19 protein-coding genes, 2 tRNA genes and 1 pseudogene are annotated in these 21,080 nt (G+C 37.3%); 13 read left to right on the top strand and 9 right to left on the bottom strand.

Annotated elements, in window-relative coordinates; genetic code table 11:
* Positions 1-15 precede the first annotated feature (15 nt).
* Together Q0874_RS08560 and Q0874_RS08555 are read right to left on the bottom strand one after the other, a co-directional pair.
* Complete coding sequence (locus Q0874_RS08560; protein ID WP_299161907.1) at positions 16-651, bottom strand: nitroreductase family protein; 636 nt, start codon at positions 649-651, stop codon at positions 16-18.
* 7 nt (positions 652-658) lie between these two features.
* Positions 659-1,414 (bottom strand): sulfite exporter TauE/SafE family protein, encoded by a 756-nt coding sequence (locus Q0874_RS08555; RefSeq protein WP_299161904.1) that lies wholly within the window; start codon positions 1,412-1,414, stop codon positions 659-661.
* Between the two features lie 110 nt (positions 1,415-1,524).
* On the opposite strand from Q0874_RS08555, the gene Q0874_RS08550 reads away from it, so the two are divergent.
* The 8 genes from Q0874_RS08550 (at position 1,525) to Q0874_RS08515 (ending at position 7,302) form a co-directional block, all read left to right on the top strand.
* Positions 1,525-1,609: transfer RNA gene (locus Q0874_RS08550), tRNA-Ser, on the top strand.
* Positions 1,610-2,054: 445 nt separating this feature from the next.
* Positions 2,055-2,222 carry a Lacal_2735 family protein gene (locus Q0874_RS08545; protein ID WP_299161902.1) on the top strand — a complete coding sequence of 56 codons (168 nt, stop codon included), beginning with the start codon at positions 2,055-2,057 and terminating at the stop codon, positions 2,220-2,222.
* Positions 2,223-2,627, top strand: a complete 405-nt coding sequence (locus Q0874_RS08540; protein WP_299161899.1) for a DUF2452 domain-containing protein — start codon at positions 2,223-2,225, stop codon at positions 2,625-2,627. It abuts the gene before it with no gap.
* Positions 2,609-2,917 (top strand): TIGR03643 family protein, encoded by a 309-nt coding sequence (locus tag Q0874_RS08535; RefSeq protein WP_299161896.1) that lies wholly within the window; start codon positions 2,609-2,611, stop codon positions 2,915-2,917. Before Q0874_RS08540 ends, Q0874_RS08535 begins: the two co-directional genes overlap by 19 nt.
* Entirely contained in the window at positions 2,917-4,032 is a 1,116-nt protein-coding gene (locus Q0874_RS08530) for an FAD-binding domain-containing protein (RefSeq protein ID WP_299161894.1), read from the top strand. Before Q0874_RS08535 ends, Q0874_RS08530 begins: the two co-directional genes overlap by 1 nt.
* On the top strand, positions 4,029-5,513 hold the full coding sequence (locus Q0874_RS08525; protein ID WP_299161892.1) for a cryptochrome/photolyase family protein: 1,485 nt from the start codon (positions 4,029-4,031) through the stop codon (positions 5,511-5,513). Before Q0874_RS08530 ends, Q0874_RS08525 begins: the two co-directional genes overlap by 4 nt.
* Before the next feature lie 8 nt (positions 5,514-5,521).
* Positions 5,522-5,932: a hypothetical protein gene (locus Q0874_RS08520; protein ID WP_299161890.1), complete on the top strand. Its 411-nt coding sequence runs from the start codon at positions 5,522-5,524 to the stop codon at positions 5,930-5,932.
* A 119-nt stretch (positions 5,933-6,051) separates the two neighbouring features.
* Positions 6,052-7,302, top strand: coding sequence for an NAD(P)/FAD-dependent oxidoreductase (locus Q0874_RS08515; RefSeq protein WP_299161887.1), 1,251 nt, complete (start codon positions 6,052-6,054; stop codon positions 7,300-7,302).
* A gap of 26 nt (positions 7,303-7,328) precedes the next feature.
* Here Q0874_RS08515 and Q0874_RS08510 read toward each other — a convergent pair.
* A pseudogene (locus Q0874_RS08510) lies at positions 7,329-7,436 on the bottom strand (DUF2237 domain-containing protein); the annotation flags it as partial.
* A gap of 83 nt (positions 7,437-7,519) precedes the next feature.
* Entirely contained in the window at positions 7,520-7,747 is a 228-nt protein-coding gene (locus Q0874_RS08505) for a hypothetical protein (RefSeq protein ID WP_299161885.1), read from the bottom strand.
* A gap of 398 nt (positions 7,748-8,145) precedes the next feature.
* Between Q0874_RS08505 and Q0874_RS08500 the strand changes: the two genes are divergently transcribed.
* The gene (locus Q0874_RS08500; protein WP_299161882.1) at positions 8,146-8,610 is read left to right on the top strand and encodes a (2Fe-2S)-binding protein; all 465 of its coding nucleotides are present in this window, start codon (positions 8,146-8,148) and stop codon (positions 8,608-8,610) included.
* Positions 8,611-8,678: 68 nt separating this feature from the next.
* Entirely contained in the window at positions 8,679-10,928 is a 2,250-nt protein-coding gene (locus tag Q0874_RS08495) for a molybdopterin cofactor-binding domain-containing protein (RefSeq protein ID WP_299161879.1), read from the top strand.
* A 171-nt stretch (positions 10,929-11,099) separates the two neighbouring features.
* Here Q0874_RS08495 and Q0874_RS08490 read toward each other — a convergent pair whose 3' ends face one another.
* Entirely contained in the window at positions 11,100-13,364 is a 2,265-nt protein-coding gene (locus tag Q0874_RS08490; RefSeq protein WP_299161876.1) for a tetratricopeptide repeat protein, read from the bottom strand.
* A gap of 480 nt (positions 13,365-13,844) precedes the next feature.
* Here Q0874_RS08490 and Q0874_RS08485 point away from each other — a divergent pair, with 480 nt between their 5' ends.
* Positions 13,845-14,432 (top strand): DUF4136 domain-containing protein, encoded by a 588-nt coding sequence (locus tag Q0874_RS08485; RefSeq protein WP_299161874.1) that lies wholly within the window; start codon positions 13,845-13,847, stop codon positions 14,430-14,432.
* Between the two features lie 147 nt (positions 14,433-14,579).
* Here Q0874_RS08485 and Q0874_RS08480 read toward each other — a convergent pair whose 3' ends face one another.
* Complete coding sequence (locus tag Q0874_RS08480; RefSeq protein ID WP_299161872.1) at positions 14,580-15,365, bottom strand: hypothetical protein; 786 nt, start codon at positions 15,363-15,365, stop codon at positions 14,580-14,582.
* A 34-nt stretch (positions 15,366-15,399) separates the two neighbouring features.
* The gene (locus Q0874_RS08475; RefSeq protein ID WP_299161869.1) at positions 15,400-15,921 is read right to left on the bottom strand and encodes a glycine zipper family protein; all 522 of its coding nucleotides are present in this window, start codon (positions 15,919-15,921) and stop codon (positions 15,400-15,402) included.
* 329 nt (positions 15,922-16,250) lie between these two features.
* Here Q0874_RS08475 and Q0874_RS08470 point away from each other — a divergent pair, with 329 nt between their 5' ends.
* Positions 16,251-17,819, top strand: a complete 1,569-nt coding sequence (locus Q0874_RS08470; protein WP_299161867.1) for a M28 family peptidase — start codon at positions 16,251-16,253, stop codon at positions 17,817-17,819.
* 113 nt (positions 17,820-17,932) lie between these two features.
* On the opposite strand, the gene Q0874_RS08465 is transcribed toward Q0874_RS08470, so the two are convergent.
* A tRNA-His gene (locus Q0874_RS08465) sits at positions 17,933-18,008 on the bottom strand.
* Between the two features lie 257 nt (positions 18,009-18,265).
* On the opposite strand from Q0874_RS08465, the gene Q0874_RS08460 reads away from it, so the two are divergent.
* A complete protein-coding gene (locus Q0874_RS08460) occupies positions 18,266-20,356 on the top strand; it encodes a tetratricopeptide repeat-containing sensor histidine kinase (protein WP_299161865.1) in 2,091 nt (696 codons plus the stop codon).
* Here the strand turns inward: Q0874_RS08460 and bshB1 are convergent.
* Positions 20,353-21,075: a bacillithiol biosynthesis deacetylase BshB1 gene (gene bshB1 / locus Q0874_RS08455; RefSeq protein WP_299161862.1), complete on the bottom strand. Its 723-nt coding sequence runs from the start codon at positions 21,073-21,075 to the stop codon at positions 20,353-20,355. The genes Q0874_RS08460 and bshB1 overlap by 4 nt on opposite strands.
* Between the last annotated feature and the right edge of the window lie 5 nt (positions 21,076-21,080).

Here is a 21,080-nt window from a genome sequence, read left to right as displayed (position 1 = left end):
TTGCAATTTCTACGCCTAAGATATGTAAATAATACTATTTTCCATATCGCGTCTGACTTTCTTAAATTCGGAAAACATGTCGTCTTCCGCTCTGTATCCTATGGGAAGAACGAGAACAGACCTTAGATCTTTTGAACCTAAATTTAACAACTCATCATAGCTATCCGGAATAAAACCCTCCATTGGACAAGCATCCAGTTGTTCTACGGCACATATGGTTAGTAAATTCCCCATGGCCAGGTAAGCCTGATTAGTCGCCCAATGTTCAATTTGTTTAGAATCCATTTTGTTAAATTCGCTTACTAAAGCATTTTTAAATGGTTCTAAAACAGAATCACTGGTTCCTCGTATTTCCTTTACCTTTTTAAAATACCCGGAGATATAGTCGGCATCTATTTTCTTCTCTATGCACAAAATCAGAACATGTGAAGCCTGGGCAACCTGCTCCTGACCGTATGAAAATTGAACCAATTTTTCCTGGAGGTCCTTATTTTTAAGTACTACCATTTTTATTGGTTGCAGCCCATATGAAGTAGCGGTAAGATTAAATGCCTTTTTTATTCTTTCCAGTTTAGAAACTTCTATCTCTCTGGAAGAATCAAACTTTTTTACCGCGTAACGCCATTCCAAATCCTTAATTATATCTGCCATTTATTTTTCAATTAAAAAACCATAATTTGATTGCCATAATTATGACCATAAATATCAAAAACATTTTCACATATCCATCGCCTTTCCCAACTGATATTCTACTCGATAACCACGCTCCTGCCCCGTTACCAATGGCCAATACCAATCCAACTTCCCATATGACCTTATCGTTAAAAATGAAGACCGCAAGAGCGGAAAGAGTATAGATAAATACAACGGCCACCTTGGTAGCATTGGCTCTCACAAGGGACATATGGTTAAAGTAATGTAAAAACAATAGAATTACGAAGCCAATTCCGGCATTGATAAAACCGCCATAAATTCCGATAAAGAAAAACGCAATAATACCTACCCATAAATACTTACCGGTAAGACGTTCTGTAAGATCCTCTAGACTAATTTTAGGTTTAAAAACAATTATCAATACCACTGCGAGCATGATAATAGCTAAAATTTTATTGAATGTTTCACCTTTAATATCTACGGCGATGCTTGCACCCAAAATAGATCCGAAAAGCGCTGAGATCCCCAAATAAATATTGAATGGAAAAGTGGAGACGCCTTTACTCTTAAATCCGGCTACACCTATTGCGGTCTGAATTACAATGGCTACCCTGTTGGTTCCATTAGCCACACTGGGAGGTAATCCCAAAAAGATTAAAAAAGGCAATGAAATTAAAGATGCCCCGCCGGCTACCGTATTAATAAAACCAACTACAAATCCTACTAGTACGAGCAGTACATAATGATACCATTCTTCCATGTGGCAAAAATAGGATGTCGCAAATAAATAATACTATAAACGGCAGAAGAAAATCGTCAACAAACTTTTTAAGGTATAAAAAAGGTTAGTATATTTGCGCTCGCATTAAGGGAGGAATGGCAGAGTGGTCGAATGCGGCAGTCTTGAAAACTGTTGAGGGTCACACCTCCGGGGGTTCGAATCCCTCTTCCTCCGCAACCAAGCGTAACTTCGTTACAGCTTGAAAGAAAAAAATCCCATCAAGCTCGCTTGAATGGGATTTTTAATTTTAAGATGTCAATCCTGCAAGGGTTGGAAGTTACATTTGCAGGATGTGAGGTTGTAGGGAGCACCAAAGGTAATCCCTCTTCCTCCGCAAATAAAACGCGTCATCAATCAGATGAAGCGTTTTTGTTTTAAGGAGAAATCAAACAACGTTTGAAATTTCGGAGTAAATCAAAAACAGGGTCGTGTAAGCAAAGTGTTTTGTTTCATTGAACTCCCGTTTGGGATTTACGAACCATACAAAAGCTAATTACAAAAATTCAGAGGCCAGTTGGGGTCATTATAATTTTTTGTTTAACATATATTATTTTTAGTTAAACATTTTGTATCTTTGAGCGATGCTTCCAAGTAAGGAATCGCATTTAACATCTGCTATATGTTTGGATTATTTAAAAAGAAATCAGAAAAAGATAAGTTACACGAGCAATATCAAAAGCTTATGAAAGAATCCTATGATCTTTCTACCAGTAACAGAAAATTAAGCGACCAAAAGGCTTATGAAGCGGAAGAGATTATGAAAAAAATAGAAGCGCAAGAGTTATAGATGACCGATAAAAAGAAACCAGATAGTGTTGTTTTTGATAATGAAATGCAAAAATACGATGCTTTTCTAAAACCATACGCGACGAATGTTGGCGCACCGGTAATTACAACACCAGATACTATTGCTTGGAAAAACAGAAGCATTAATAACCTGAACCACAGGGTTCAAACAAGATATCTGGAAATAAGAGCGCAGTATGAGCAATTAATGCAAGAATTTGAATATAACAACCTGATTTATAGCGCAAAGTTTACCTTTGAACCCCTTATAGGTGAGGTCTATCATTTATACAAAAGAGATAATAACGAGACTTTTTTATCCATTATCGCACCGGATCAATGCAACTTTAATTCACTGGGAAGTTTCTATTTAAATACTGATCAAATTTGGGAAAAAGTAGTTTAGAAATTATATTGGAAAAAGAACTGACAGAAAGACAATTAGATAGGATCATCGAAATGGCCTGGGAAGACAGAACACCCTTTGAAGCCATAGAATTTCAGTTTGGACTGCCAGAAAAAGAAGTTATTAAATTGATGCGTGGCAATCTTAAGGAATCTAGTTTTAAACGCTGGAGAAAACGTGTTAATAGTGGCGTAAGTACAAAACACTTAAAAAAACGAAGCGAAGATATCACGCGCTTTAAATGCTCGAGACAAAGAGCTATTTCCGGTAATAAAATAAGTAAGCGTTAATGTATGATAAAACAAATACAAAAGCGTATTTTCCAACAACATTTGAAGCTATACTCGAGAGAATAGCAACAATAGATCCAGTTGCCTATGGCCCGTCTAGAAACTATCTGGATGGTGCAGTAAGTTATCTATCGCCTTATATTTCTCGAGGTGTTATTTCCACTAAGTTTGTCTATCAAGAATTATTAAAGCGTGGTTTTCATCTTGATTCTATTTTAAAATTTGTTCAAGAATTAGCGTGGCGGGATTATTGGCAACTGGTATGGATTGCCAAAGGCGATGCTATTAATCAAGACTTAAAGCAACTACAAGTGCCAGTTATTACCAAGGGGCTTTCTATGGCTTTGCCTGCTGCGGATACGGGTATTCAAGCTATCGACAATGCTATTGATCAATTTTACAAAACCGGCTACCTGCATAATCATTTACGAATGTACATTGCATCGATTGCCTGCAATGTAGCTCAAAACCATTGGAAAGCACCTGCGCAATGGATGTACTATCATTTGCTAGATGCAGATTGGGCAAGCAATGCTCTTAGTTGGCAATGGGTGGCAGGCACAAACAGCAATAAGAAGTATTATGCAAATCAGGAGAACATCAATAAATTTTGCCATAGTAATCAAACAGGAACTTTTCTTGATATATCCTATGATGATTTTGAAAACTTACCCATACCAGAGGTGCTGCTTGCTTCGGAAATTTTAGAGTTAACAACACCACTTCCTGAGCAAAAACCCATAAAAATAAATACAGCACTTCCAGCGCTTATTTATAATTTCTACAACTTAGACCCCATTTGGAAAAAGGAGCTTTCTGCAAATCGAATTCTCTTGCTGGAACCTTCGCATTTTAAGCAATATCCTGTGTCTCAAAAGACTATTGATTTTATAATTGACCTTTCAAAAAACATAGGGAATATGCAACTATATGTGGGAGAATTTAATGAACTTACGACTGCTTATAAATTTGGGAGCATCTATTATAAAGAGCATCCATTAAACAAACATTACAAGGGCATTGAAACCAAAAGAGATTGGATTTTTTCTGTAAGAGGCTACTATCAATCTTTCTTTGCTTTTTGGAAAAAATGTAAAAAAGAAATTGCATTTTGAATCGAGAAGCCATCAATATTATTTTTCCTCATCAACTTTTTCAACGTTCTCCACTTTTAGAGAATGGTCTTACTATATATCTAATTGAAGAGTTTCTATTTTTTAAACAATACAATTTCCATAAACAGAAAATAGCTTTTCATAGAGCTACAATGAAGCATTATGAAGTCTTCCTGACTTCTAAAAATATTGATGTTGTCTATATAGAATCAACACAGCATATTTCTGATATCCGAAAACTAATTCCGCACCTGGCACTAAAGGGTGTTACAAACATTAACTATATCGACCCGGTTGACAATTGGCTACAAAAGCGAATTGTAAAAGAATGTACCTGCCATACCATAGAAAGAACTGTCTTCGATTCCCCATTATTCTTAAATACTAAAGAAGATTTGCAACCCTTTTTCCGAAGTGATAAAAAGAAATACCATCAAACCTCCTTTTATACAGATCAGAGAATTAAAAGGCATATTCTTATTGATTATGACGGAAAGCCTGCAGGCGGTAAATGGACATTTGATACCGAAAACAGAAAAAAATATCCGGCAAAAAAGACACCTCCGGCCATACAGTTTCCAGATGTTGACAGGTTTTATAAAGAGGCTTGTGACTATGTAGCCGCAAATTTTTCAAATAACGTAGGTCAACTCACAGAACACGCTATGTATCCTGCAAATTTTGAAACAAGCCAAAAGTGGTTTCAACAGTTTCTAGAACAACGTTTTATTGAATTTGGTACATATGAAGACGCTATAGTTGCAGAGTATTCCATCTTAAATCACAGCGTATTAACACCAATCCTCAATGTAGGATTGATTACGCCAAAAGAAGTAATAGAGCAAAGTATCTCTTTTGCAAAAGCGAATAACATACCCCTCAATTCCTTAGAAGGTTTCGTACGTCAAATTATAGGTTGGCGCGAGTTTATACGTGGCATTTATGAGAGCCGGGGAAGCGATGAACGCACGCGTAACTTTTGGGGATTTAACAAAAAGATCCCTAAATCATTTTATGATGGAACAACTGGTATTTATCCTGTGGATCAAACTATCAAAAAATTACTACAGACGGGCTATTGCCACCATATAGAACGCTTGATGGTATTGGGTAACTTTATGTTATTATGCGAATTCGACCCGGATGAAGTGTACCGCTGGTTTATGGAACTCTTCATAGATAGTTATGATTGGGTAATGGTACCAAATGTATATGGAATGAGTCAGTTTTCAGATGGTGGACTAATGGCCACAAAACCCTATATAAGTGGCAGCAACTACTTATTGAAAATGAGCGACTACAAAAAAGGCGAATGGCAAGCGATATGGGATGGGCTCTTTTGGCGATTTATGGATACGCACCGTAGTTTTTTTAAACAAAACCCAAGATTAGGAATGCTCGTTTCGATGTTTGATAAAATGCCTGTTGAAAAACGGCAACAACATATCGATAATGCAGAAAAATATTTAACCAAGCTCTAGTATTACCTATGGAAACAGATACGATAAGATTGCTTTTTGACGCAGGACTTGTTGTCCTTATTTGGATGATACAACTCGTTGTATATCCTGGTTTTCTGTATTATGAAAAGGATAATTTAATGAAATGGCATAAACACTATACTTCAAGACTTTCTTTAATAGTAATTCCCTTAATGTTTGGTCAATTGATTCTTGCTGTTATTCAATTGGTCCAATTTCAGGCCATTGAAACAATCGTTAGTCTTACATTAGTAATTGCAGTTTGGGCTTCCACCTTTTTACAATTTGTTCCTATCCATAATCAAATATTTAAAAATAACAGCAACATAACACTCCTGAAACAATTAGTGAAACGGAATTGGTTGCGAACAATCTTATGGACACTTATATTCTGTTGGAGTATATATAACAAGCTGTAACTAAAAATTCTTTCTGGTTTTTGGTCTGATTTTGAACGGTATGCTTTTAGAATATTTGACAATAATAAAAACACTAATTTTCATTATCATTTACGAAAATATAGTAAACAATAATAGATATGAATAAACAAGACTATAAAATACATATCATTGGCGCCGGAGTAAGCGGACTTGTAGCTGCGAGAGTTTTAGAAGATAATGGTTATAGTCCTGTTATTATTGAAGCTACCGACAGAGTTGGTGGAAGAGTTAAAACAGATATAATAGACGGTTACCAATTAGATCACGGATTTCAGGTATTACTTACGGCATATCCCGCAGCACAGAAATATTTGAATCTCGACGCATTGGAATTACAGAAATTTATTCCTGGAGCAACTATCTTTCATAATGGTAAGAAAAAAAATATTGGTGATCCTTTAAGAAATTTATCCTTACTCATTCCAACATTGTTTTCGGGTATTGGAACGTTTTCGGACAAATTGAAAGTACTCAGGCTAAACAGACTTTTAAAGAAAGTGACCTTAACTGAAACTTTCGAAAAAACTGAAAAAACAACATTTCAATATTTATTGGATTTCGGTTTTTCAGAGGAAATGATTTCTCAATTCTTTAAACCTTTCTTTAGTGGAATATTCCTCGAACCTGAATTGGAAACATCAAGCAGAATGTTTGAATTTGTTTATAAAATGTTTGGAGAAGGCTTTGCCACATTGCCTAAAGCTGGTATTGAAGCTATCCCAAAACAACTAAAGGAAAATTTAAAACAAACGACCTTTCAATTCAACACAAAGGTCAAATCTGTGGAAGACCACAAAATATTTCTTGCAGAAGGAACAGAACTGGAGAGCCACTTTACAATCATCGCTACAGAACCCGGTGTACTTGTATTAAATCTAAAAAATAAAGAGACTAAGTGGAAATCTTGTGATACGTTATATTTTGAAACTAATAATAGAACTATTGAGAAACCGCTTATTGGTCTTATTTCTGATAGTGATGCCCTTATTAATAATATTTTTTACCATACTAGTCTGGCGTCAGAATCAATAGGCAAGAAGGAATTATTATCTGTTACCGTAGTAAAGGAACACGGTTTATCGGAAGAAGCATTAATAATGCGAATTCAAAAAGAACTTCAACAATATTGTGGTTCAGATTCTTATACGTTTATAAAACACTATTGCATAACTCAGGCTCTGCCAATACTGGATGGATTACAATACGAAATGCATCCGTCAGAAACCAGATTGACTACAGGTATTTTTCTTGCCGGAGATACGCAACTGAATGGTTCATTGAACGCCGCAATGATTGCAGGAGAAAGAGCAGCATTAGGCATTCTTGAAACGATTTCAAGTTCTATTTAATTAAAAGAACTGACATCTGAATGTAATTAGAAAATGGCCTCATATCCCTTAAGATGTTCCGGTGAAGTATATTGAAGTGATTTTTGAAGTGTGGCTTCAAGAACTATCGGAGGAGCAACACCTGCTTTCTCGGCTTCAAGCCATCTCTAAAATACACTGTCGCTGGATCAGTACAACGGGGCTATAACCCGGTTCATAATACATTCAACTTCAAAACTTAAAATGCTGTATCAGGTCTGCCTTTTAAGCGTATCTCAATTTTTTTCTTCTTTACTGTTAAACGTTTCATTATATCCATAAGATTGGTATCCTTAGATTTCTTATAAATCTCGTTTAAAGCTAATATCAGACGTTTCGCTTCTCTTGTTGCAGCCACCCTGTCACTAGTAGACATATTATTCATTTTGGCTTTCTCAAAGGCAAGTGCTTCATTTATTAAATCCATAGCAAACATTTTTTTTAACACTCTTTAAAGTTAATAAAACAGATCGCTATATTAAAGTGTATTCTATTGATTGTGATAATTTTATAATAGAGCAAGTCTATAGGCATTAATATGTGTAGCATAGATATAAAATAATAGTATAGGGGTCATTTTTATAATGAAATGGGTTCTTTTAAAATACAGCTTTGTCCCTGCAAAACATTTTGTTTCTTGGATTCACCAATTCTTGCCATAAACCCCAATTGTTATTGAACAACTAAATCCTTTTAATTATTCCTGGTTTTTATCTTTTGAAAGCACCTATTTGTTAGCAATTCACAGGAAATAATTTAATTAAAATCTTTGATGATATTGTTAAAATCCCTACTTTGAACATATTATTCACTCATCTTATTATCATGGCAAATTTTAGCTTGAATATCAATGGAAAAACACAGCAAATAGATGTAGACCCGGCAACACCAATGCTCTGGGTTCTGAGGGAACATCTTAATTTAGTAGGCACAAAATACGGTTGTGGTATTTCGCAATGTGGCTCCTGCACAATCCATGTTAGCGGTGTTGCGGTACGTTCCTGTCAATTACCCGTTTCTTCGGTAGGCAATCAGTCTGTCACTACTATTGAAGGATTATCCGAAAAGGGTGATCACCCTGTACAAAAAGCCTGGTTGGAACATGACGTCCCCCAGTGCGGATACTGTCAGGCAGGTCAAATTATGACTGCAAGCGCATTTCTTAAGAACAATCCCAATCCCAGCGATGAAGAAATTGAGGCCGCTATGAATGGCAACATTTGTCGCTGCGGCACCTACACGCGAATTAAAGCGGCAATCAAGACTGCAGCGAAAACTGAAAACGCATAGTTTTTATGACATGATCGGATGACCTCATCTGGACATTCACTATTAAAGCACAAATAAAATCACAGAAAATGACAATCGTTAAAACAACATACAACAGACGCTCCTTTTTAAAAAGTACCGCACTTGCCGGCGGTGGAATGGTGCTTGGTTTTAGTTGGCTCGCTTCCTGTAAGCCAACTCCGGAACAAGTATTGAATATGCCAAAAGAATGGTTTACCATCAATGGGTATTTGAAAATTGGAGAAAATGGTATGGTCACGATTATGTCTCCTAACCCTGAAATTGGGCAAAATGTTAAGACATCCATGCCTATGATTGTAGCAGAGGAATTGGATATAGACTGGAATAGCGTACTTGTGGAACAGGCCCCCTTGAATACGGCTATTTTTACCCGTCAGTTAGCCGGAGGTAGCCAGTCCATAAGACAGGGATGGCAGAGTTTACGCATGGCCGGGGCCACTGCAAGACAAATGCTAAAAGAGGCCGCAGCCCAGGCATGGCAAGTGCCCGTAGCTGAAATTACCACAGATAAAGGTGTTTTAACACATAAGAATAGCGGCAAATCGGCCGGCTATGGCGAAATGGCCTCCGCTGCTGCCAAAATTCCCGTTCCTGAGGAAGTAGCGCTAAAAGATATAAAGGACTTCACAATTATTGGCACCTCCCGAAAGAATGTGGATGGTCTTAATATTGTAACCGGAAAACCGTTGTATGGATTAGATTATCAAAAGGAAGGGATGCTTATCGCCATGATTGCACACCCGCCAGCTTTTGGTTTGAAACTAAAATCTATTGATGCTACTTCGGCAAAGGCTATGCCCGGAATTAAAGACGTATTCACTATTAAGACATTCAATGAAGATTACGAAAAAAGCGCTTTTGACAATAGTGCCTTTACAGATCTCGTGGTGGTGGTTGGCAATACGACATGGGAAGTTATGAACGCAAAAACAGCTGTGCAAATAGAATGGGAACAAGCACCTGATACTACAACAAATATGAGTCTTTTCGGCCGGTCAATGACTCTAAACTTTCCTGCAGGAATGGAAAACACCGATTCTCATAATGCAAAAATGTCTGAACTGGCAGCTAAACCGGGGAAGGTAGTTCGCAAAGATGGTAACCCTGAAGCAGCCTTTAAAAAGGCGGTAAAGGTCATTGAACGGAGCTACTCCTGTCCATTTCTCGCCCATAACACTATGGAACCGATGAATTTCTTTGCAAATGTTACTGAAGACGGTGCAGAGCTTGTTGGACCGGTACAGACCCCGGAATTCATGGAACGAAGTGTCGCAGAAAGATTAGGGATGCCCCTGGAGAAAGTGGATATTCAGATGACGCGTATGGGCGGTGGTTTTGGACGGCGGCTTTACGGACATTTTCTTACGGAGGCAGCGGTGATTTCTCAGAAAATGAAAGCACCTGTTAAGCTGGTCTACTCACGTGAAGATGATATGACAATGGGAGTTTACCGTCCATCTTATCATGCATACTACAGAGCAGCATTGGATGCAGATAATAACCTAATCGCTTTTCATGTGCGAACCGGCGGTATTCCCGAAAGTCCCCTGGCTGCAAACCGCTTCCCGGCAGGAGCAGTAGAGAATTACCTGGCCGAGGATTGGACTATAGATTCAAATATTACTGTTGGGGCATTCAGGGCACCAAGATCTAACTTTATAGCAGGCGCTGAGCAATCATTTCTGGACGAAGTAGCCGATGCAGCCGGCAAAGATCCTATTGAATTTAGGCTGGAGTTATTGAACCGTGCCCAGGAAAATCCCGTAGGTGAAAACAATGATTACGAAGCCAGCCGTTATGCCGGAGTATTGGAGTTGGTTAAAGAAAAGTCGGGCTGGGGCAAAGATATTTCAAATGTCCATAGAGGTGTCTCTGCTTATTTTTGCCATAACAGCTATGTTGCTCAGGTATTGGATATGGTCATTAAGAATGGTAAACCTGTAGTACAAAAAGTGTACTGTGCCATAGACTGTGGCATCGTCGTAAATCCTGATGCTGCCATTAACCTGGCCGAGGGTGGTGTAGTTGATGGTATTGGTCATGCCATGTATAGTGCCATCACTTTCAGGGATGGGGTGCCAGAGCAAAATAATTTTGACAGGTATAGGCTAATTCGCCATAGTGAAGCACCGAAAGCCATTGACGTACATTTCGTACAAAACAACATAGACCCAACTGGTCTTGGAGAACCACCGTTCCCTCCTATTATGGGAGCACTTGCCAATGCTTTGTACAAAGCAACAGGACAACGTCATTACCATCAACCGTTTATTTCAGAAAGACAGGTAGTGGGGTAGGAATTTTCAAGGAAGGAACTCCAATTATAATGGAGTTAGTATATTAATTGTTGCCTGGTATACCCAATTTTTGTAAAGCTTTGACTTTTTCCTAAATGATTTGCAGAAAGTTTATTTAAGGTATAAAAACAATCCATTTTATCAAAATAAGACGGTACTACCCTAATGTTATCAGGAACCCTGCTGTAGCCTTTGCAGTATTGACTGATAATCTCTGTTATTTGGATTGATTTGAAGTAAGAGGCGACATGTATTCATCGCACTATTTAACTGATTCAAATTAATTTCAGCTAAGAGCTTTATATATAGTAATCTTTCATCATAAGGGAACGTTTTTAATCCGGTTTCAATTATCTCGATAGACTCATTATTATTATTTTTCTGCTGAAGCATAAGAGCATAATTGTAATAAGCATTTGCATTTGGTGGTTCTTTGGAACAGGCTGCAGCCAAATATTCTAATGACTTATCCGTTCTATTCGTTTCGTTGTATAGTAAGCCCAACATATAATAGGGATAACTATAATCGGGTTCCTGTTCAATAATCTTTAAATACGTAGCCTCGCTTTCAGCTACCAGTCCTTTTTGGAAATAAATTAGGGCCAGATTTATGCGGGACCTGTTATTATAGCTATCCTCTAAAACTGCTTTCTCATAAAACTCAAGAGCCTTATCCGAATCTCCAAGGCTTTGGTGATAGACCCCTAATTGATGTAAACCGGCAGGAAAATCAGAATTTAAATTAAGTTCCGTTAAATACTCTCCGCTCGCCTTCTTAAATTCCTCCAATTGTTCCACACTGGTTCTGTCAATAGTATTGAAGTAGTGCGCTGCTGAAATGCGTACCGCTCGTACAGAATCCTTTAATAAAGGAATAACCTGTGGCGAAAAGTCGCTGCTTCCAATCGTCTCTAGTGCTCTTACAGTCTGATTTCTGACAAACACTGATGAATCATTTAAATACCTGGTTAAATCAAGTATTTCTTCATATGAAATTGAAGTATTAGCATAAAGTCCTATAGCTGTAGCCCGGGCTATTTCGGGATATTTTTTATCGGAAAAAACCTTTTTGAATTCCTGATTGTCTTCAGTATACCCTTTTAGTAAATGATCAGAAAAATGATCCGCTCTTTCAGGGCCGTATTTGTCTACTATAAAGTCGCTCGCCCATTTGGCCGTCTTATCCGCATGACATTTATTGCAGGCATTTGGCGTACTGTATTTTACAGATTGATCTGGCCTTGGTATCCTAAAACTATGATCTCTTCTGTAATCATTCACCATATACAATTTACCGTCCATATGGCAGTTAACACATAGAGCTGCATCTGTATTCATTGCATGGTAATGGTGATCCGGTGTATTATACTTATCCGGAACATGGCATGTTAAGCATAAGTCATTGCCCTGCTTTTTTAATTTAAGGGAATGTACGTCATGGCAGTCCTTGCAGGATACCCCAAGCCCGTACATTTTGCTTTGAAGAAAGGAAGTATACACATAAACTTCGTCTCGTATCTGTCCATCCAATTCATATAAAGGATCTTCCAACATTCTTGGAAAATAGTGATCCATAAAATTACCGGTATAATCAAAATACGGCGTCAAGTTTGTTCTTCTGGAATGACACCTGGCACATTTATCTACCAACTCTTTGGGTGGCACAGAACTACCCATGTACATTTCAGGGGGCAAAACACCATTTGCTTCATTTTCCTCTTGTTTATTATAGAAGGATACATGTGCACTTGAAGGGCCATGACATGCCTCACATGCCACATTTATTTCGCTAAAAGTCGTATTGTATACTCCTGCAGCCAAATCATAATTTTTACGCAGGTCCGTTGAATGACAATCAGCGCACATGGTATTCCAACGCTGACTCCCCCCGGACCAATTGATCCATTCATCATGTTTGATGTCCAGATCGGGTTGAAGATGAAACCATTTTTGCTCAACCGTATCCCATGCAGTAAGCAGGCAATTGTATTCCCCGTTTGGAAACTGCACAATATATTGCTGTAATGGGGTATAGCCAAAGGTATAAACAATCTTAAAATCAGAATAATTCCCGTCCTCCCCTTGCGTATTTACAAAATAATCGCCTGCTTTTTTGAAAAAGGAGCTTTTAACTCCCTTGTGGGTAAATGTGGTGTTATCAAAATTAGCAAGTATAGTGGTAGAATCTGCAATTTTCATTGCCTGATCGTGATGTGAATTCTCCCATAATTCATATTCTTGTTGGTGACATTCTATGCACGATGCTGAGCCTACAAAGGAAGCCTCGTGATATTCTTGCCCTACCTTTACATAAGCCTCCTTCTCGAGCCCATTGCAAGCAGCCAGGAATAGTGCCAATAGTATATTAGGGAAGATCGTAAAAATTGAAGGTTTAAATTTTTTCAGCCTAAAATATTTAATCATTTTTACTTTCAATCGTTCTATTTTGATTCGAAGATAGAACTCTAAATTTAGTTTTGAAAATTATACGATTAGATTAAATTATAACTGCCGTTTTAAAACTCAATAAATTTGGCAGGAGCATATTTGTAGCCTTTTTTAATAATAAATAACAAAATCAACACCGGATTTCTATGATTGCTAATTCCACGTTTTTTTGATCATTTGCCAGGCTAAAGAGTTAAAAAATGGCAAATACCAGTAGGCATCTTATTTCTGTTTTATGGTTCTTTCACGATATCAACGATAATAAGCAGGTTAATTATGAATGATATTTATATTCCACTTTTTGAAAATAATAACTGTTTTTATAATTGTTAAATTGACCTGATTCCAAGAATCTTAAGTCTAAGCATTATGTCTTATCTTTGTATTTCTGATCTATCTATTGCGATGGATAGTAACAATTACGGAATAAGTTCAAAGAAATGTTAACTCCTTTAAAACATAATAACAATGAAAAAATTCATTATTAGTTTCTCTGTTTTTTTAGTGGCTTTTTTGACCATTAGCCAAATTTACGCCCAGGTAACCAGCGATTATGACAAAACAGTAGATTTTACCAAGTTTAAAACAATTACATTCTTAGGCTGGCAGGATAATAGTGACCAGCTGATCAACGATCTGGATAAACAAAGAATCCTGGATAGTTTTGGCAAAGAATTCGAAATGAGGAATCTCACCTTTGTAGAACAGGGAGGTGAATTAGCTGTAACCTTATATCTTGTTATAGATCAAAAAACAAGTACAACGGCATACACCAATTATACAGGTGGCATGGGATATGGCGGAAGATGGGGCTATGGCTATGGTATGGGATATGGTGGCGGTATAGGCATGGGGTCAGCTACCACTAGTTATTCTGAAAGTGATTATCAGGTTGGTACTTTTGTCGTTAGTGTCTATGATGGGGAATCTAAAAAATTAATATGGCAGGGTATCTCTAGCAAAACAATTAATGAGAATCCAAAGAAAAGGGAGAAAACTATTCCAAAAGGGGTAAAGAAATTAATGAAGAAATATCCGGTGCAACCCCCTAAATAGAAGTTTCTCATTATTTCTGGCCATTTATTTTGATAAGTGGGATAAGCATGAAAATTAACAAATGTAAAGGCCCAATGGTATTCTATAAATCCCATTGGGCCTTTACTATATTCCTAAAATATCTGTTAACACAAAATAATGGCCTGTTTATTCAGCCATCTTCAATTGAGGAGCAAAAGAATACTGAGGCAGATACCAGCCTTCTGTAATTTTAGCTTCTTTTACTAATTCCATCAATTTAGACCATAATAAGGCACCGCTATCTCCTAACATTTCTGAAGTTTTTTCCAGGTTCTGATGATAGTCCAAAGGAGATTTACCCCAGGTTGTCAAAATATACGACGGGCGCTCTAATCCTATTTGACCGGCAAATACTCTGAATCCCATTTCCACATTCTTCGTTTCATACAAATGTTTATATGCGGCAAGTATCTCTTCAACTTCTTCTTCTGATCCGGGGTAGAAGTGATAATAATGCCATTTCCTGTACGTATTGCCCTCATCCCATTGTTGGGTAGAAGGAACATAAGATAATTCAGGTTTATATTGAACAACATAATGCCTGTAAGAGTCTAAAGAGAGGTCAAAATAATCCATGATGAGTTTCAACTCAGGCTTGTTAACCCTCTTTATCAGAGCCTCACGGGTTCCTTCACTTAGCTCCTCCAGGTTATTTAAGGGAACTATATGTACAAACTCAAAATTATCCTGTATATGTGTAAAATAGTTGAATCCCGTTACCTGGTTATCAGTCAGGTAATTTTTAAGATCCGCCAGAGACATTTCATACTCATCTGCCATTGCAGGCGATACTTTATCTTCACGTATCAACAATAAGTTCAGATTCTCCTCCATATTCTGGCCAAAGGCATTCGCCATCAACAAAAACATAAAAAGGGTGTTGAAATAGTTTTTTATAGAAGTAATCTTCATAATAATTGATTTAATAATTATATGGTTTTGGTTATTAGTTAACAGTATACCCTTTTCCTTGAAGGCATGCGCTGTAAGCTTTTTTAAAGCTATTTATCATATCTGCTTCTGCCTGGCCTGCCGCCTGGTTGTTTGCCTGTTGTTGTTGTGACCGGCCTATCCTGCTTGCTCTGTGTCCTGCCATAGCACCGGACGCAGCACCAATAGCTGCACCTTTCCCGGCATCGCCAGCAATTGCACCAATGGCCACACCTGCTAATGCTCCCCTGGCTGCGCCGCCAACGGCAGCACCGTCCGGACCAGTTTGCACTTGTTGCGCTTGTACTTGTGGAGGATTTAAAGGATCTATGCCACTTTGCTCAACGCCCCATTTATAGCAATAAGACTCATCCTGTGCTTGTTGCTCAGCACTTTGGTCTTTGGCAGGAAAAACGTATAAGCCCACTTTTTTTGAAACCATGGACCCAAGAGATTGCTCCTGAGCATATGTGCCATAATTAGCTCCAAATAATAAAGAACCAAAAACTAATAAATATTTGCAATAAGATAATTTCATAACCCGGTTTTATTATTATAATTAATAGAATTTTATAACGAAAAAATTAATCTCTAAATGTACAAAATATTCTCATTAAATATGATCTGCAAAGTTGGATAATAGTAGTTTTTGCAGTGAGATTTTAGGTTTTGTTACTAAATATTTATCCGGTGGAATGACTTGTATAATTCATATTTGTAAACCTTCATTTTTGCATCACCGAAATGGTACACGAATCTTATTTTAGGTTTGTGAAATTCAAATATTTAGTTTCTTTATCCCGCATTATAATTCATTTTCTTTTCACTATTTTTGGGGAATTTTCTAAAGTTTAGCATTCTAATTCTATGAAAAAAATATCATTAATTCTCTTTGCCCTTTTTTTTGCCTGTAACTCATCTCAGAAAACAGTTGCAGAACTAACCGATACTACTTCTGCAAATGTAACTTTAGATCCACGGGGCTATGCAGTAACAATTACCGAAAAAGAGCTTAAGGAACATTTATATATCTATGCATCAGATGAATTTCAGGGTAGAGAAACAGGGCAACCGGGACAAAAAAAAGCGGCAGAATACCTAAAATCTAATTATGAGGCAATGGATATCCCTGCGGCAAAAGAAGATGGTAACTATTTTCAGGAAGTTCCGTTGGAATTTCCCAAATTGCCTGTTGGTGCTATAATGGCGGGAACAACTGAATATGAGTTAGGAACCGATTTTTTAACATTTACACCTATTGAAGGAGATTTTAGTGAAATTGTTTATGCAGGCTACGGGATAGAAGACCAGGTTTACTCAGATTATGAAGGATTAGACGTATCGGGGAAGCTTATATTAATAAAGTCCGGAGAGCCTGTGAATGAAGACGGCACCTATCTGATTTCAGGAAGTTCTAAAAAATCTGTTTGGAGTAATAAGTCTGATGCTGCTGCGGCCAGATTAAAATTAGCCAGAAGTAAAGGAGTGAAAGGCGTACTTTATTATGATCCTGACAATTACGGGCGTTATAAAAGATATTATGACTATTTGAAAGGGGGTGATAAAATGAAGATGGAACTAAAGCTTGAAGAACACAATGCGGCATTAGTTCTGCTTAACGAAACCATGATAAAAGATTTATTCCCTGCCATTAAACAAGAGCGGACTTCCAAAATAATTTCACAGCCCATATCTCTTAATATTAAAAGCAATAATGAGGCCGTATCGTCGGAAAATATTGTGGCAGTTATTCGTGGTTTTGAAAAACCCGATGAGTTTATAGTCATATCTTCACATTTAGATCATATAGGAGTTAATAACAATGGTGACATTAATAATGGTGCAGATGACGATGGTTCCGGAACCGTTGCTATGCTTGAAATTGCCGAAGCTTTTAAACTGGCTGCAGATTCCGGTAACGGACCAAAACGATCTATAGTATTCCTGCATGTTACCGGTGAGGAAAAAGGATTGCTTGGATCAAAGTACTATACAGATAATGATCCTGTTTTTCCTCTTTCTCAAACTGTTGCCAACCTCAATATAGATATGATTGGACGCATTGATCCTAAATATGAGCGTGACGGAAATTATGTCTATCTTATTGGTTCTGATAAGTTAAGTAAGGAGCTTCATGAACTGTCGGAAGATGTTAATGACAAATATTCGCAGCTGAAATTAGATTATACTTATAACGATGAAAATGATCCCAATCGTTATTATTACCGAAGCGACCATTACAATTTTGCGAAAAATAATATTCCAGTCATTTTTTATTTTAGTGGTACACATGAAGATTATCACAGACCTGGAGACACACCGAATAAAATAAACTATGATGCGCTGGAAAGTCGTTCGCGACTAATCTTTTACACAGCCTGGGAAATTGCAAACAGGGAAGATCGTGTTGAGGTAGATATTACCCCTTCCAAATAAAGGTATTGACCAGCCAGTACATTTCATTCTTTTACAGTTTTTGTTAAAGTAGACCAGGAGGAACGCAAAAAATAAGCCCCATCAATAATGACAGGGCTTTAAACAATTATTAAGGGTGGAAGACCGGGTTCGAACCGGCGACCTCTGGAACCACAATCCAGCGCTCTAACCAGCTGAGCTACAACCACCATTTGTAAGCGCTGGCAAAGGTAATTTTTTTTACCCATTGTTTCAAACTAAACTCCTGAAATTTTTAGAGCTGTACCATGGTTTAGACCATAAACCAACATCGCCATAAATCAACGAAAAATCATCAATATTTTTAAAAATACCGATGAAATGCACGGTAAGGTCGATAAAACACACAAAATTCGGCGTTTCACAACATAAATTAGACCATTAGGCATCACAGCTGTAATTTTATTTATAGAACTGGTTAGTAACCCATGCCCTTTATTTTGACCTACATCCGGAAACATTTTATAGACGTCATTAAGCATGCTGCAATTGTTATACTCATTATTTGCAGCATTACAGATGCCTATGCTCAGCAGGAACTGCAAAAAAAATACAAAGACAGTATCCGGGAACTTAGGGCCCATAAAGACTTTTCTAAAAAAGACACCCTTTATATCGACCTCTTGAATGAATTAGGGTCACAACTTAGATATTATAATACTGATAGCCTGTTACTCCTTTCCAAAGAGGCGCTTCAATTAAGTATTGATTCTGGTTACAAAGAAGGCGAATGCAGATCCAGACTTCGTTTGGGGGATTACTTTTCTGATAAGGGAGATTCTGATAAAGCGATTTACAATTATGAAGTAGCTCACGAGATTGCCAAAGAACTTGGAAATAAAGATCTAAGCCTTAGAATCATTAACAATCTTGCTGGAGAAAATGCTTATAAAGGTAACTATGCCCATGCTTTAACGGGTTACCTGGAAGCAATTGAAATTGCGGAAGAAATAGACGATAAAGAGATGTTGTCCATTATGAATGAGAACATCGCCAACCTATATGCCTCACAAAAGGACTATGAACAATCCCTGGATTTTTACAAAAAAGTCAAAAAAATTAATGGGGAGCTAGGAAATGAGATTATTATAGCAGAAACCTTAAGTAATCTGGCCTCAGTCTATGCAGATATGGGTAAACTAGATTATGCAATGTTTAATATTAATTCAAGCGTTGGCATTTTTGAAAAGCACAAAATAATAGATTGGCTGGCATTTACCTACGAAATTAAAGGCAAAATATATTTAAAAGAAAATAAGTATAAATGGGCTCTTTATTGGTATAACCAGAGCGAATTATTACATAGAGATCTGGATGATAACCGTGGTAAAATTGACCTCTATAATGGAATGGCTGAGGCATATTTAGGGCAGGGTAAGGATAGTATTTCTGAGAAAATTGCACTTCAGGCTTATGCAATATCTGACAGAATACAGTTTATGGAAGGGACTCAAAAATGCGCTTATACTCTTTACAGAATAAATAAAAATAAAAAGAACTACTCAGAGGCTTTAATCTTTCATGAACTCTATCAAAAACTTTCTGATACCTTGTCCAGAAATGAGAATAAGAAGAGTTTAACCATGCTTAAAACCAAAACTGAATATGATAAACAGAAGCAAACGCTTATAGAGGAAAATGAAAAAGCATTAGCTCAACAACAGCGCTATATCATAGCAGCACTAGCCATATTAGTAGTGTTTATAATAATTATAATTTTGGTATATCGGGCAGAGAAAATCCAAAAACGACTTAACAAGGAACTAGAGGCCAAAAAAGAAATTCTGGAAAAACGAGAATCTGAATTGCAGGACAGTAATGAAACAAAAACTAAATTGTTCTCTATAATAGGACATGACCTTCGAGGTCCTGTAGGGGCTCTTCAAGAACTGTTAAGGCTTTATGCTGATGGCGATATTGAGACTGATGAATTTTTAGAGTTTGTTCCTAAATTAAGGGAAGACGTTGATCACATTTCATTTACCTTAAATAACCTACTTAGCTGGGGACATACCCAGATGAACGGTTCTGTAACCAAGCCTTCAATCATGGCTCTTGAATCACTGGTTTCTGAAAATATTAAATTACTTTCTGAAATTGCGAAAAAGAAGTCAATAAAAATTGTAAGCGAGCTTGTGGAAAATACACTTACATGGTCTGATAGCAATCAAATTGATATTGTTGTGAGGAATCTTATCAGCAATGCTTTAAAATTTACACCACAAAATGGGATGATAACTATATCGGCACGTGAACGCGATAATCTATGGGAGGTTTCAATTAAAGATACAGGTGTTGGGATGGATAAAATTACAGTAAAGAACCTTTTTGAAAAGAATTCGAATATCACTACCTATGGTACAGCTAATGAAAAAGGGACAGGTCTTGGACTGGCTCTCTGTAAAGAAATGGTAGAGAAGAACGGCGGTAGCATTTGGGTAGAAAGTGCCCTGCGCAAAGGTAGCTGTTTCTTTTTCACACTCCCCAAAAGGGAGAAAAGTTATAGTCAGGCAGTCTAAAAAATATCCCAGAGATTTTTAACGCCTATATGACGTTCCGTCGTAAACCCTTCTCCATATTCAACCCCAACCAAACGCCCTAAATCCCTGGCTCTATAAGCAATACTATCCGTAAAGTTTTTACTGCTTATAGGCGTATTGGGTTCTTTACTGTCAGGATCATAAAATTGTGAGGCATAAGCCGAAATAGCTTTCATTTTTAGTTCAATAAATCCAGATACATCAACAACAAAATCAGGCTCCAGGTTTTTCCATTGAATATAGTGATAAACTTGTTTAGGCCTCCAGGGTAACTGCCATTCGTCATCACCCGGTAACTTGGTGTCTATTTTTATCAATCCGCTAAGAAAACAAGCGTCACTTACCAATTTACTTCCCTTGGCATGATCTATATGCCTGTCTTTGATTGCGTTACACAATACAATGTCTGGTTGGTATTTTCGCACTAATTGAATTACGGCCAGTTGATGGTCTTTATCATTCCTAAAAAAGCCATCAGCAAATTCCAAGTTCTCCCTAACGGCTATCCCTAATATTTTTGCTGCGTTTTCGGCCTCCTTATCCCTGATTTCAGCAGATCCCCGGGTGCCTAATTCTCCTCTGGTCAAATCAACTATCCCCACTTTTTTGCCTTGTGCAGTGGCTTTGGCTATAGTTGCCCCTGCTCCTAACTCCGCATCATCAGGATGTGCTCCGAAAACTAAAATGTCTAACTTCATTTGGT

Origin of the sequence: uncultured Eudoraea sp., assembly GCF_947490415.1 — a bacterium.
In the GTDB taxonomy this organism is placed as follows: Bacteria; Bacteroidota; Bacteroidia; order Flavobacteriales; family Flavobacteriaceae; genus Eudoraea.
This window is presented reverse-complemented; position numbering and strand designations above follow the sequence as displayed.